A 14258-nucleotide genomic window follows, 5' to 3' on the forward strand; every position below is an offset into this window, starting at 1 on the left:
GGCACGGGTTCGACTATTTCGACCTTTCGGTCGGCAGCCAGGGTTATAAGGAGCACATCGGCGCCACCAGTTCGGTGCTGGCCGAACTGTGCCAGTCGATGACACTGCGGGGATGGGGCGCTACCGCCTACATTTCGCTGCGCTGCCGGATCGAGCTTTTCATTCGCTCCAAACCGCGGCTGCTCAAGGCGGGCCAAGGCCTGGTGCGCGGCCTGCGCCGCTTGCGCTGACAGGCAACCGAGCCGATCCGCAATGAACCGTGAAACGCACAGCATCAATTTGCAGGACCGCTCGAGGGGACGCATCGCAAGGGCGCTGCGGTTCGTCCGGCAGCAAGGAATCCTCGAACCGTTCCGGCTCGTCCGGCGGCATGGCCTCGGTGACAGCGGCCGCTTCGTCGCACGCAACATCCGCCATCTCGTTGCCGACCGGCTGGCGCGCCAGTGGGATCGCGACAATGGCGTCGATACGGCGGGTTCGATCCGGCTCGACGCGCTCGATGTCGTCGGACCGCACCGGGACCAGGGCAATGAATGTGTCTGCACGTCGCCCAGATCCTTCGCCTTCATCATGGACAGGCTGACGGACGATCTTGCAGACTACACCTTCATCGATATCGGTTCGGGCAAGTCGCGCACGCTCCTGCTGGCCTCGCACTACCCGTTCGCCGCGATTGTCGGTGTGGAGTTCGCGCGGGAGCTCGTCGCAATCGCCCGGCGCAACATCGAGCGATACAAGAGCCCGGCCCAGAAATGCCGCCAGATTGCAGTCATCGAAGCGGATGCCGCGACGTATGAGTTCCCGCCGACGCCGCTGCTGGTCTATTTCTACAATCCCTTTTCCAGGGACGTGTTCGAAATCGTGCTGGGCAATCTCATGTCGTCGCTGGAACGGCACCCGCGGCCCTGCCTCGTCGTTTACGGCAGTTCGAGCCACAGGGCCATCGAATGGGCGAAGCCCGCCATCCACGATGCCGGGTCTTTCCAGCAACGCGTGACGCCGCCCATGCCGCGTTTCCTCGACGCGGTGCGGACCATCGATTACGCGATCTTCGACTACCGGCCATCATAAAGGGCGATCTTGTCAGCGCCGGCGGCCGGCCGGGTTCAGCAGCCGTCTCGTCAGCACCCGCCATGCCGTCAGCGGCAGTTCGATCAGCCCCGGCAGCAGATCGTTTGAGGCGAACGCCGCCCAGGATCGAACCGTCGCGAACGAGTTGAGATAGGCCGCGATGCCGAGGCTGCCGCGCCACATCAGCGTCACGGATGAAACAACGTCGCGGGCCAGATACATCCATGCCGTTCCCGGGCGAGCGGTAGCGGCTGCGGTGGCCCGGCCGTTCACTGTTTCCCACAGCATCGCGCCCAGGTCGACGCCGGCGGGCGCGCAAAGTCCGAACCAGGACCAAGGGCGCGGATTAACGTCGAGAAGCTTGAGCGTGCCGTCGCGACAATCGTGCTTGAATTCGACCTCGACCAGGCCGCTATGGCCGATCGACGACAGCAATGTGCGCGCGGCAGCGACGGCGCGGGGCTCGTCGACGATCTCGACGAAGGTGCTGGTATAGCCGAAGTCGACCGGATACTGCCGCGAGCGGCGCGCGGTGAACTCCGCGATCGGCTTGCCCTCGTTCCAGAGCGCGGCGTAAGAGAATTGGCTTTCTCCCCCGCCCGGCACGCGCTCCTGCACGACGACGTTTTGGCCGCCGATCTGTTCGGCCGCGCCGCGATAGGCGGCAAGAAACGAGGCCTTGTCGTCGGCCTGGACGACCTTGGCCCTGGCGATGCGGGTGTTGCCGCCGCCCATGTGAGGCTTGAGAACGACCGGAAAAACCATGTCCAGGGATGAGGCCTGCGCCATGGATGCGATATCATAGGTCCTTGGAATGGACAGCCGCAACTCGGTTGCCCGCCTGTAGAGGAACGGCTTGTCGCAGACCCACTGCAACGCATCCCAGGAAGGCAGCAAGATCTTATAGATCGCCGACAGGGCGGCGAGGTTTTCCGAGACCAGGCGAACCTCTGGATCGGCGGCCGGGATCATGAGGCATCCCTCCAGCCGGTGTTTACGCGCCGCTTCCAGCAGAAACGGCAGCGCCCGCTCATCGTTTGGGCCGGGCCAGCGGATGGTGGCTCCGACAAATCGCGACCAGCCCGGCAGCGGCGAATCATTGGTGATGTAGGTGAGGGGCACTTTTTGCGCGCCGAGGCTGCGCGCCAGGGCAAGCGTGCCGTGCGCGCCCCCAAGAAACACTGCGCCTGACGTCGCCAAGCCTACATCCTCACATGCTGTCCGGCACGGCCGGTTGCCCAGCTCTTCCGCTTTGACAGGCGAGAGCCCCGCCTGATCGCGCTGATACATGGCGGGGCCGGCGACGCTCAACGCGGCTTCGGGCCGGCGGGAACCGAGGCTTCGCCCAGTCTCATGGTGGAGCGCCGTGCGTTCTGCCCCTTGCTTCTGGCAGTGCGTATGAAACGGGTGACGGCCTGCGCCGCATACGGGGTGGCGGCGGTGAAACGCATCAACGGGCCAAAACTCGCGACCGCGCTGGCGCCGACAAAATGCAGGCCGGGAATGTTCGATTCCAGTCCCGTGGAAAGGACAGGCGATCCGTCACGGCAGGCTATCGCATCGAGGAAATCGGGGGCGAAGAGCCCGAGCTTGCCGATGTCTATGCGATAGCCGGTCGCGAGAAGGACGTGATCGTAAGCGGTCGAGCCGTTCTCGAACCGCAAGTCTAGTCCGGAGTTGCTGGCGGAGGCGCCGACGATCACGCGGCCGGCCTTGACCTTGATGCCGCCGAAGTCCGGCAGCAGCCAGCCCGACGCGCCGGCCCTGAGGCCACGCGCATTGACCCAGCGTCGCGCCGCCGCCGGCAAACCATGCACGAGACCCGGCGCCTCGATCAGCCAGGACAGCGGGAACGGGCCGACGCGCGAGGGCGACGCCAGGAGTTCCTCGGCGGCGCCGAGCACATTGCGGCCCCGGCTGCTGGACGGCGCGCCCAGCCAATGGATGTCGCCCCGGCAGACGAGTTCGACGTCGGCTCCCGCCTTTCTCAGCAGGACGGCGGATTCGCAGGCGCTCTGTCCGCGTCCGACAACGGCGACATGCTTGCCGGCAAAGGCTTCGAATCCAATGTGCGCGCTGGTATGGCTGACCAATTCGGAGGGCAGGCCGGTGAAGGCGGCGGGCACCAGTTCCTGGTTCTTCAGGCCCATGGCGACGACGACGCGGCCGGCGCGCACCACATCGCCGTCGGCAAGGATCAGCCGGAATCCCGCATTGGTCCGTTCGACACGGCTCACCATGCGCGTGTCGAGATCCGGAACCGCCTGAGCCTGAACCCACATTCCATAGTCGACGAAATCTTGCCGCAGCAATGGCTCGCGCAATTGGACGCGCTGGCCGCTGGCGTAGGAATCGAGGGAGAGCGGGCCGTTCGGGTTGCCGATAAAGGTTGCGCGCCAGGGCGAGCGAAGCCGCATGCCCCGAGGCATGTTCTCGCGCCAAAAGCCCATCGGGCTGCCAAAGGCAAGCACGTCTACATCAGCTGCCCTGAGCGCCGTGGCGACGCCAAGTCCGAAAGGTCCGGCGCCGACAACAGCCACTTCACAGTCATTGCTTCGCACGGAAGCGGTCATGAACCTTGTTCTCCTGGATGGCCGCGCCATCCCCGCGCCGCTCTGACGCATTGGCGCCGCGGCCGGAGCCCGCCCTATTCCTAGGCGCGCCGAGGTTAACAATGCGGAAAGCAGAAGCGCCGAGCCGCCTCGGCGCATATGCCAAACAAGATGTCATATTGTTCCAGCCCACAGGTTCGCGGACATAATCGAGCCGATGCCGTCGGCTATGCTTGCGTCTTGCAGGGAAGACGCCGCGGCGAGGAAATTGACACCCGCGCCGCTCTCCGCCATCCTTGGGGCCAGTCGCCGGACCGCGAAGAGCGGTCGAGTTCCGTGTCAGGGCGACCGAGGGCGAAGCGCATGTCCAGTGCCGTGAACAGCCAGAACTCCAAGCGTGCCGCGGTGCGCAAGGCGCTCGACCGCCACAAGGTCTACATCACCGCGCAGAGTTTTTCAGGCGGCACCTATAGGGCGCGGGTGCTGGTCGATGGCGAGGCCTACTGGGTCGACGAATTCCGCTTGAGCCAGCTGCGGCAGGGCCTGTCGCCCGCTGAGCTCGAATTGACGCCGGCGGCCGACGATTGAGCGTGGTGACTGGTTGGCAGCGACGTTTCGGCTAGTCACCCTGATACATGCCGCATCGGACCGTTCGAGCAGGCATGGCGCTCTGTTGTTGCAATTGGCTGGCTTGCGACGGTCGATGCCATGACGACGCCCTCCAAGCTCAAACCTTACCGCGCCAAGCGCGAATTCTCGAAGACGCCGGAACCGGCGGGTGGGTTGATCGCCGAGGAGGGCAACCGCTTCGTCGTCCACAAGCACCATGCCACGGCGGACCACTACGATCTGCGCCTGGAGGTCGGCGGCGTGCTGAAGAGCTGGGCGGTGCCGCGCGGACCCTCGCTCAATCCGGCCGACAAAAGGCTGGCGGTCGAGACCGAGGACCATCCGCTCGAATATATCGACTTCGAGGGCGTCATTCCCGAAGGCGAGTATGGCGGCGGGCCGATGATCGTCTGGGACACGGGCAGCTGGGCGCCGATGGACGATGTCGAGAAGAGCTTGCGCACCGGCGCCTTCAAGTTCCGGCTGGCCGGGAAAAAGCTCAATGGCGGCTGGATGTTGACCAGGCTGAAGCCGAAGCCCGGCGAAGAGGAGGGCAAGAAGAATTGGCTTCTGTTCAAGGAGCGCGATCTCGCTTCCAATCCCACGCTCGACATCCTCGAAGAGCGGCCGGAGAGCGTGAAATCCGGCCGCCGTATCGAGGAGCTGGTGGCGCCGCCGCCGGCCAAGGCTGCGCCAAGGCCCGGTACGCTGAAGCCCGGCGCCTTGCCCGGCGCGGTCAAGACCTCGCCCGCCGCCCGCATAGAGCCGCAACTGGCGACACAGGTGCCGAAACCGCCGGGCGATGACGATCCTGGCGACCGCACCGGCGAGTCCTGGCTGCACGAGATCAAGTTCGACGGCTACCGCACCATGGCGCATCTGACAGGTGGCGAGGTCAGGCTGATCACCCGCGGCGGCATCGACTGGACCAAGCGTTATGGCGATCTGCCGCATGCCTTCGCCAAGCTGCCGTGCCGGGAGGCCATCATCGACGGCGAGATCGTCGTGCTCGACGGCAAGGGCATTTCCCGTTTCGCGCTTCTGCAGGACGCGCTGGCGGAGGGCGCCGGCAGCAAGCTGCATTTCTACGCCTTCGATCTCCTGCATCTCGACGGCTGGGATTTGCGCAAGGCGCCGCTGGAAAGGCGCAAGGCGCTGCTGGCCGAACTGCTCGCCGGCCTGCGCGCCAACTCCGCGATCCAGTACAGCGATCACGTGGGCGGCGACGGGCAGGGGCTTTACGACCAAGCCTCGGAGCTTGGCCTGGAAGGCGTCGTCTCTAAGCGCGCAACCGCGACCTACCAGAGCGGCCGCACGAAGAGCTGGACCAAGACCAAGGCGCTGCAAACCGGCGATTTCGTCATCGCCGGCTACACGGTTTCGGATGCAGCCGAGGGGCTGGCGGCGCTTGGCCTTGCCGAATTCGAGGACGGCGAGCTTCACTATCGCGGCAAGGTCGGCACCGGCTTCGACGCCGAGACCGCGGCCGATCTTCTGGCCCGGCTGGAGCCGCTCACATCAGGCGCCATGGCGCCCGAAGGCGCGCCGCGCGAAATCATGCGCGAGATGCATTGGGTGAAGCCGCTGTTTTCAGCCCATATCCATTACGCCAACCGCACGGCGGACAATGCTCTGCGCCATGCGGTGTTTCGCGGCCTCAGGGATGTCGGCCTCTCGACGCCGGTTTCGGCCAAGCGCAAGCGGCTGATCGCGGAGGCTGACCTCGCCACGATCTGGGTAACCAACCCGACCAGGCGCCTGTTCGGCAAGACCGGGCCGACCAAGCTCGACATCGCCGTCTACTACGCGCTGGTCGGGGATTTCATGCTGCCGCATATTCTAGGGCGTCCAGTGTCGCTGGTGCGCTGCCCGACCGGCCTGCCGAAGGACTGCTTCTTCCAGCGCCATGCCTTCACCGGCATGCCGCCTTCGGTTGCCACCTTCGAGGCGACCAATTCCGAGGGTGAGACCAAATCCTACCTCTCGGTCGAGGGCGCAAAGGGCTATCTGGCGCTGGCGCAGTTCGGCGTGGTCGAGTTCCACACCTGGGGTACGCATCGCACCAGCCTCGACAGGCCCGACCAAATCGTCTTCGATCTCGATCCGGGCGAAGGGATCTCCTGGCGCGAAGTGGTGGAGGCCGCCGTGCACATCAAGGGCGAACTGGAGGAGCTGGGGCTGGTGCCCTTCGCCAAAACCTCGGGCGGCAAGGGCATCCATATCACCGTGCCGGTGACCGCCAGGCAGAACTGGAAGACGCTGCACCAGGCGACCAGCGCTATTTCCACGCATCTGGCGGCAAGCGCGCCTGACACCTTCACCACCACAATGGGCAAGGACAACCGCAAGAAGCGCATCTTCATCGACTATCACCGCAACGCGCGCGGCCACACCTCCGCCGCACCCTATTCGCTGCGCGCCCGCACCAACCTGCCGGCCTCGACGCCGGTGAGCTGGGCGGATCTGGAGACGATCGACGCGCCGCAGGACCTGAACTATGCGTCGCTGCCGGGACTCTTGGAAACGTCGGGCGATCCGTGGGCTGAGATCGACGAGTTTGCTCGGGATTTGCCCACGTTCAAATAAATTGGTTTCCTCTCCCCCGCTTCGCGGGGGCGAGGAAACCCAAGTCCATCGACGCTTTTGACAATTTGAATTATTCTCTACTCGCGGCCCTTTCGGCGTCCTAAAACATTTCGTCAGGATTTGCCGGTAAGGTGCGGGGTCGGTGTAGGATTTGCGCAGCCTTGTTCGTCCTTCGGACGAAAGCGCTGCGAAAAGTTTCAGTGCATGGCCGCGTAGGAGTTCATCATGGCGCCCAGGGCAAGTTGGAAAGGTTACCTCAAGCTCAGTCTGGTGAGCTGTCCGGTGCGGCTATACCCCGCCACCAGCGCCAGCGAGCGCATCTCGTTCAACCAGTTGCACAAGAAGACCCACAACCGCATCAACATGAAGCCGGTCGATCCGGAACTCGGATTGGTCGAGCGTTCGGACCTGGTCAAGGGCTACGAGTACGAGGACAAGCAGTACATCATCATCGACGATAGCGACCTCGACGCGGTGCGCATCGAATCCAACCACACGATGAACATCGAGGCCTTCGTCGACGAGGACGAGGTCGACGTCATCTACCAGGATGCGCCCTATTACATGGCGCCGGACGGCGCGATGGCGGAGGAGACTTTCGCCGTGCTGCGCGAAGCCATGCGCAAATCCGGCAAGTTGGCGATCGCCCGGCTGGTCCTGTCCAGCCGCGAGCGCGTGGTGACGATCGGCGCGCGCGAAAACGGCATGTTCGTGTGTACGTTGAGGAACCCGAACGAAGTGCGCGGCACGGCTGAATATTTCGGCAACATCCCTGCGGGCAACCCGGATCCTGAAATGCTGCAACTGGCCGAAGCGCTGATCAAGCAGAAGGAAACCACCTTCGATCCGAAGAACTACGAGGACCGCTACGAGATCGCGCTGATGGCCATGATCCGCGAGAAGCTGAAGGGCCACAAGCCTATCATCGCGGCGGCACCCGAGCGCGGCAACGTCATCAATTTGATGGATGCGCTGAAGGCGAGCCTGTCGCAGTCGCAGTCGAAGCCGCCGGCCAAATCGAAGAGCAAGGCCGACGAGAAGCCCGCCGCCAAGGCCAAGGCGGCCGCGGGCGGCGCTGCTGAAAATCCGCTGAAAGCCAACCTGCTGAAGGCGGTCGGCAAGAGCAAGAAGTGACGGCACCAGCCGGCGCCATATTCGGCACGATCGGCGCGCTGGCGGCGTTTCCGCTCAGGCTGGCGGCGCGCGAGGTCGCGCGCCAGCATGGCGAACTCAGGCGCGGTGTCATCCGGCGCACCACGCATGTCGTGTTCGGTCGCGGTCTGCTGCTCAAGGCCGGGCTGGTCAAAGCCGGGCTCACGAAGACCGGCGATGTCGAGGTCGAACGCCGCGTCGCCGCCGAGCGCGGCGCCGGGCGCACATTGCTCAGCGAGAACGGTTTTCTGCGCCTGCTCGGACTGATGAAGGCGCCTGAGGCCTCCTCGCTGTCGCGGCAATCGCTGATCGATCAGTCGCAGCTATCCGGCGCCGACCTCGATCTCTTGTCGCTGTTCGATGCCTTCGAACATGACTCGGAACCCTATTCCTTCCGCGACCTGATCCTGGCGCGCAAATATGCCGGGCTGGTCGCCGGCGGCGCGACATGGGGCGCGATCGCGCGCTCGGTGCATCGTTCCGGCCCGGTGGCTTCGCTCACCGCCAAGTCGCTCGCGGTCGGCTCGGCATCCGGGCGGCCCGATGCGATCTATCTGGATGGCGGCGAGAGCGAGCTCGACGGGCAATTGCTGTTCGATCTCGGCGCCTCCGACGACGATCCGCTGGAAGAGCTGTTCGCCGAGGCCGAAGCGGCGGAGGAGGGCGGCGACCATGATGGTGCCGCCGCGCTCTACCAGCGCTGCCTTGCCATCGATCCAGGCGACGCGATCGCCGCCTTCAACCGCGCCAACTGCCTGCGCGCCGGCGGCCACCCGGCGGAAGCGGCCCATGACTATGCGCGCGCGATCAAGCTCGATCCGGCTTTCGTCGAGGCCTGGTTCAATCTCGCCGGGCTGATGAGCGAGGAGGGCAAGACGGCGTCGGCGCGAAGGCACTTGTGGAAGGCGATCGCGCTCGACGGCAATTACGCCGATCCGGTTTTCAATCTCGCCCGGCTCGAATTCGACGCCGGCAATTTGCTGGAAGCGCGGCGGCTGTGGGCGCGGTATCTGGAGCTCGACGCGGAGTCGGAGTGGGCTGGAGTTGCGGCCAAGGGCGTGCAGTTCGTGGACATGCAGCTGGCGAAATCGGCGGGGTAAAGCTCTTTCCTTCTCCCGTTTTGGGAGAAGGTGGATCGGCGCGCAGCGCCGAGACGGTTGAGGGGTGCGTGTCGGAATGAGGCGTTTGCGTTTCCTGGAACACCCGTGATCCGGCCGAGCTTCGCGAGACCACCCCCGGGGCGAGCCAACGGTCTCGCCCGCCCTTCGGGTCCCACAAGGGGAGAAGGGGTCACCAACGCCGAGCCACGGGAGCCCTATTCCATGACCACCTTCCTCTTCGACGGCGACGACACAGCTCCCGTCACCATCCTGCTCGCGCATGGCGCCGGCGCGTCGATGGATTCTCCTTCGATGACCGCCACCGCCAAGGCGCTGGCGGCAGTAGGCTTTCAGGTCGCGCGGTTCGAGTTCCACTATATGGCGTCCCGCCGCTATGGCCACCGCAAGCCGCCGCCGCGCGCCGAGACAGTGAACCCGGAATACATCAAGGCGATCGCCGACCTCAGGGCGAGGGGCGTGACCGGGACGTTGATCATCGGCGGCAAATCGATGGGCGGTCGCGTCGCCTCGATGGTGGCGGACGAGATGTTTGCCAGGGGCGAAATCTCGGGCCTGCTTTGCCTCGGCTATCCCTTCCACCCGCCCGGCAAGCCCGAGCAGTTGCGGACCAAGCATCTGGCCGGGTTGACGATACCGACGCTGATCTTCCAGGGCACGCGCGACGAGTTCGGCACGCCCGACGAGGTTGCCGGCTATGGGCTCTCCGACAGCATCGAGATCGTATGGTTGGAGGATGGCGATCACGATCTGAAGCCGCGCAAGAGCATCTCGGGGTTTTCGACCGCCGATCATCTGAAGACGCTGGCCGAAACGGTGAAGGCTTGGACGGGCAAGCTCGTCTCTTGACCCGCCGATGAAAATCGCCTCCTTCAACATCAATAACGTCAACAGCCGACTGAAGAATCTGCTGACCTGGCTGGCGGCGGCAAGACCCGATGTCGTCTGCCTGCAGGAGTTGAAGGCGCGCGATATGCATTTTCCGCGCAGTGCCCTGGCCGATGCCGGCTACGGCGCGGTGTGGAAGGGGGAGCCGACCTGGAACGGCGTCGCCATACTGGCGCGGGGCGCCGAGCCGGTGCTGACGCGCGGTGTGCTGCCCGGCGACGATGCCGACAGGCAGAGCCGCTACATCGAGGCGGCGGTGAACGGAATCGTCATCGGCTGCCTGTACGCGCCGAACGGCAATCCGCGACCGGGACCGAAATTCCAGTACAAGCTCGCCTGGCATGACAGGTTCGCCGCGCATGCGGCACAACTGCTCGACACCGGTCTGCCGGTGGTGCTGGCGGGCGACTACAACATCGTGCCCGAGCCGCGCGATATCTATGCCACGCGCTCCTACGACGATAACGCGCTGGTACAGCCGGAAAGCCGGGCAGCCTTTGCGGCGCTCATCGAGCAAGGCTGGACGGACGCACTGCGCAAGGTGTACCCCAAAGAGACGCTCTACACCTTCTGGGATTACCGGCGGAACCGCTGGCCGCGCGATGCGGGCTTGCGGCTCGACCATATCCTCCTGTCGAAGAAGCTCGCCCGCAAGCTCAAGGCTGCCGGCATCGACCGCGACGTGCGCGGTGAGGACGGCGCCAGCGACCACGCGCCGGTGTGGGTGGAGTTGCGGTGAGGGGCGGCGTTTGGCGAAGCAGAATGCCCGCTCTCTTTTTCTCCGCCCTTCGGCGACAGCGACCATACAGTATACGGCGCAGAGTAAAATACGGCTCCCTAGCAGTAGACAGTCATTCTGATGGAATTGCCGTGCTTTTGCGTCCGCAAAAGCTCCACTTTCGATTGGGCGAAACTCGTTGAAGAATCCGGAGCTTACCGCTAGCCTCGATCCGGGTGGTCGGAAGAGTGTACGTGGGGTGGAATGTTCGGGTCACTGGAAAAGCTCAAGCAACGGCTGTTGCGGCCGCCGCATGCCTATAGGCCGACGACAGAGTCATTCCCCGACATCGACGTCCAGCGCATTGCAACGGATATGCGGCTTGCGGAGAAAGGCGAGAAGCGGGGCAGGGAGAATCTGCCTCAAAGCGATGACCTACCTTACGATGCCGTTGAAAACGATATCGTCGAATTGGTCGGAGCCGCCCAGAAACAATCCCACGATCATCTGGAGAACCAACTTGCGGGGTTCAGGCAGCGTCTCATCGACCTCGACTTTGAATCGCGCTTTGCCAATATAAAAGCGGCATCCACGGCTGGTCTCTCCGACTTGAAAGCCGAATTGCAGATGGGAATCGATGATCTGCATGGGCTGCGTCGCGATCTGAAGGAGGCAGAGTCCTGGCATCGTGATTTCAAGGATCAGAACGGGCTTCGCCGGCCCTGCAAGAAGACCACCGCCATCGGTACGACGTTGAAATGGCTCTTTGTGGTGGCGCTGGTGATGGCAGAGCTCGTCATCAATGGCGAACTGCTTGCAAAGCGAAACGAGCTCGGGCTGGTCGGCGGCATCGTCGAGGCGCTGATCTTCGCGATTCTCAATGTCGGCGTCGCGCTGATGTTCGCCCTCTATGGCGTGCGCGAGATCGCGCATCGCTCGATTTTCCGTAAGTTTGTCGGCATTCTCGCCATCGCGGCCTATATCGGCGCAGCGATTGCCATCAATCTTGGTCTGGCGCATTACCGCGAGGTTGCCGGAACGATCGCGACCAATGGCGACGAGGTGATGCGACGCTTGCTAAGCGCGCCATTCGCGCTGAACGAATTTCGCTCCTGGATACTCTTCTTCCTCGGTGTGATGTTTTCACTCTTTGCCCTGATCGATGGGCTCAGCATGCGTGACACTTATCCAGGCTACGCCACGGTTGATCACCGGCTTGACGAGGCGCGGGCAAATTATCGAAACAAGCGGCAAGGCCTGATCGGCGAGCTTTCCGATGTTCGCAGTGGTTATGAGGACGAACTCGCCGATGCGCGCGCCGACCTCAGCAAGCAGCGGACAGAACACGATGCGATCGTGGCCCATCGCTCTCGGTTGGTTGGGCTGTTCGACGCCCACCAAGCTCAGCTTGAACGTGCGGCAAACAGCCTGTTCCGAATCTACAGGGACGCCAATATCGCTGTACGCACGACACCCGCGCCGGAGCGCTTTTCGCGGCCATACCAACTCGGCCGCATCGGCGTCCAGTATTTCCGCGACGGGGAATGGAACAGCGACGAATTGCAAGCTTCCATCAAGGATGCGCAAGGCGACCTCGACAAGATGCTGGTCGTCCTGGGTGAACAGTTCGAGGCTGCGTTGAAGCAGTATCGCGAACTGGATGTGCTGGTGCCTGAAGCCCCATGAGCGGTCGACGGTCCCGGCGCTCGCCTTCCAACCTTGTCAACTGGGGCTGGATTATTCTATTCGCGCTCGGCCTCATTGCCGCCGCGATAGGCTTTACCTACGTCTATGTCTCTGCGCGCTCGCAACTCGTCGAACTTGACGATCGGCTTTGCCCGGTCGTCGGAGCTGCGTCGCAAACCATCATCCTGATCGATACCACGGATGCAATCGCTGACGTCACCAAACTGAACATCCAGACCCTGCTGCGCGATACCGCCTCCGGCATCCAGCGCGGTGGCTTGCTCGAGATCAGGGCCCTTACATCAGCGGTACCCTATACGAAAGAACTCTTCTCGCTGTGCAACCCCGGCAATGGCGGCGACCTCAGTGCTTTCACCGGCAATGCGGCGCTGGCGCGAGAGCGTTGGCAAGCGGGATTCGGCCAGCCGCTGCTGGTTGCGCTTGAGAAAGCGGTCGAGGCAAACAAGGCCGACAGCTCGCCGATCATGGCCGGCATTCAGTCGATAGCCGTCAGCCATCTGGTCGCCCAGAAAACGCGTGCGGTCCCCTCGCGGCTGATTGTCGTTTCGGACATGTTCGAGAATACCGAATTCTTCTCTCACTACCGCGGCGCCACAGATTTCGATGCCTTCAAAAAGTCGCCCGCGGCAAACCGCTTCGCTACGGATCTCGCTGGCAGCGATGTGTCGATCTGGCTCATACGCCGGGCGAAGTCGCCCGTCGACAGCGTCGCGTTGATGGCATTCTGGCAGCAGTGGATTGATTACAATCACGGCGTTTTCAGCTCTGCCAAGTCGTTGCAAGGAGTTGAAGGGTGAGGCGGCCGCGCGTGGCCAGCCGGCAGTTGGACGCTGCGGCGCCACTGGTCTTTATCGTTTTTACCGGCCTGGGCGCCGCCTACATAGTCGTGGCCAAATCGCTTTCCGTGTCGGCATTCGTCGTTACCTTCGTGCCGATCGCGCTGATGATGGGCTACGCGGCGATGATCATGATCGCGCGCGGGCTCCGGCTGCGCGACGACCAAACCGGGGACAACTTCTACTATATGGGCTTCATCTTCACGCTCACCAGCCTCGCCGTTTCGCTTTACCAGTATGGAGGCGGTGGCGCAGTCGACGAGATCGTGCGCAATTTCGGCATCGCGGTTGCCTCCACCATCGCCGGCATTGCATTTCGCATCGTCTTCAATCAGCTCCGACGCGACCCCATGGAAGTGGAACGCGTGTCACGTCTCGAGCTCGCAGAAACATCCCGCAAGGTGCGCCGGGAACTCGATGGCATCCTGAGCGAGATGAACCATTTCCAACGCTCCAACCAGCAGATGCTGCAAGAGGGCTATCACGAGATACGAACGCAAGTGGAAACCTCGGCGAAATCCCTGGTCCAGTCTCTGGACCTGCTCGCCAAGGAAGCTTCCGAGCACATCAGGGCATCCTCGCTGGCGATGCAGAGCGGAATAGACACCAAGGAGCTGCGGGGCGGCATCGACCAGACAGCCAAGGCAGTTCACGATATCAACGCCATCCTGACCAGCGCCAGCACGCAGATTGCGACCGCGACACAGATGATGGCCGACAAGCTCGCTGGCATGTCGACACCCGACAAGGTCATCGAGGTTCGGCTGGAGCCGGTCGTGGCCGGTTTGCAGCGGGCGATCGAAACCGCCATGAGCGATTTCTCTTCCCGTCTTGGCGATGTGGCGGAGCTTCGGCGCGGGCTGGAACAGTCCACGGCGGAAGCGCTTCGGGCCAGCGATGTGCTCGACAAACTTGCGGCGACATTTGAGGGTTATGATCGAGCGCCGACGCGGCAGGGTCTATTCAGACGGCTCTGGCGTGGCGGCTAAAGCGCGTTGCATGGTCAGTGTGGGACGATGTC

Annotated in this window: 12 protein-coding genes and 1 pseudogene; 11 read left to right on the forward strand and 2 right to left on the reverse strand. The window is 63.6% G+C overall.

Annotation, left to right across the window (positions count from 1 at the left end; genetic code table 11):
- Positions 1 to 230 (forward strand): annotated as a pseudogene (locus FJ946_RS24510) (GNAT family N-acetyltransferase); the annotation flags it as partial.
- A gap of 22 nt (positions 231 to 252) precedes the next feature.
- Complete coding sequence (locus FJ946_RS24515; RefSeq protein WP_140565365.1) at positions 253 to 1071, forward strand: class I SAM-dependent methyltransferase; 819 nt, start codon at positions 253 to 255, stop codon at positions 1069 to 1071.
- A 12-nt stretch (positions 1072 to 1083) separates the two neighbouring features.
- Here the strand turns inward: FJ946_RS24515 and FJ946_RS24520 are convergent, their stop codons facing one another.
- A complete protein-coding gene (locus FJ946_RS24520) occupies positions 1084 to 2271 on the reverse strand; it encodes an ATP-grasp domain-containing protein (RefSeq protein ID WP_140565362.1) in 1188 nt (395 codons plus the stop codon).
- A gap of 107 nt (positions 2272 to 2378) precedes the next feature.
- Positions 2379 to 3644: an NAD(P)/FAD-dependent oxidoreductase gene (locus FJ946_RS24525; protein WP_140565359.1), complete on the reverse strand. Its 1266-nt coding sequence runs from the start codon at positions 3642 to 3644 to the stop codon at positions 2379 to 2381.
- A gap of 342 nt (positions 3645 to 3986) precedes the next feature.
- Between FJ946_RS24525 and FJ946_RS24530 the strand changes: the two genes are divergently transcribed.
- The 9 genes from FJ946_RS24530 to FJ946_RS24570 all read left to right on the forward strand — a co-directional run bounded on the left by FJ946_RS24530 (position 3987) and on the right by FJ946_RS24570 (position 14226).
- Entirely contained in the window at positions 3987 to 4211 is a 225-nt protein-coding gene (locus FJ946_RS24530) for a hypothetical protein (RefSeq protein WP_140499061.1), read from the forward strand.
- A 120-nt stretch (positions 4212 to 4331) separates the two neighbouring features.
- Positions 4332 to 6818 (forward strand): DNA ligase D, encoded by a 2487-nt coding sequence (gene ligD, locus FJ946_RS24535; protein ID WP_140565356.1) that lies wholly within the window; start codon positions 4332 to 4334, stop codon positions 6816 to 6818.
- Between the two features lie 225 nt (positions 6819 to 7043).
- Complete coding sequence (locus tag FJ946_RS24540) at positions 7044 to 7952, forward strand: Ku protein (protein WP_140499057.1); 909 nt, start codon at positions 7044 to 7046, stop codon at positions 7950 to 7952.
- Positions 7949 to 9070, forward strand: a complete 1122-nt coding sequence (locus FJ946_RS24545; RefSeq protein ID WP_140499056.1) for a tetratricopeptide repeat protein — start codon at positions 7949 to 7951, stop codon at positions 9068 to 9070. The genes FJ946_RS24540 and FJ946_RS24545 overlap by 4 nt, the downstream gene beginning before the upstream one ends.
- 222 nt (positions 9071 to 9292) lie before the next feature.
- Positions 9293 to 9937: an alpha/beta family hydrolase gene (locus tag FJ946_RS24550; RefSeq protein WP_140565353.1), complete on the forward strand. Its 645-nt coding sequence runs from the start codon at positions 9293 to 9295 to the stop codon at positions 9935 to 9937.
- 7 nt (positions 9938 to 9944) lie between these two features.
- Positions 9945 to 10715, forward strand: coding sequence for an exodeoxyribonuclease III (locus tag FJ946_RS24555; RefSeq protein WP_140565350.1), 771 nt, complete (start codon positions 9945 to 9947; stop codon positions 10713 to 10715).
- Between the two features lie 243 nt (positions 10716 to 10958).
- Positions 10959 to 12380, forward strand: a complete 1422-nt coding sequence (locus FJ946_RS24560) for a hypothetical protein (protein WP_140565347.1) — start codon at positions 10959 to 10961, stop codon at positions 12378 to 12380.
- Positions 12377 to 13198 (forward strand): hypothetical protein, encoded by an 822-nt coding sequence (locus FJ946_RS24565; protein ID WP_140499048.1) that lies wholly within the window; start codon positions 12377 to 12379, stop codon positions 13196 to 13198. Before FJ946_RS24560 ends, FJ946_RS24565 begins: the two co-directional genes overlap by 4 nt.
- A complete protein-coding gene (locus FJ946_RS24570) occupies positions 13195 to 14226 on the forward strand; it encodes a hypothetical protein (RefSeq protein ID WP_140565344.1) in 1032 nt (343 codons plus the stop codon). Before FJ946_RS24565 ends, FJ946_RS24570 begins: the two co-directional genes overlap by 4 nt.
- Positions 14227 to 14258 lie beyond the last annotated feature (32 nt).

It is taken from the genome of Mesorhizobium sp. B2-4-7 (genome assembly GCF_006442685.1).
Lineage (GTDB): Bacteria > Pseudomonadota > Alphaproteobacteria > Rhizobiales > Rhizobiaceae > Mesorhizobium.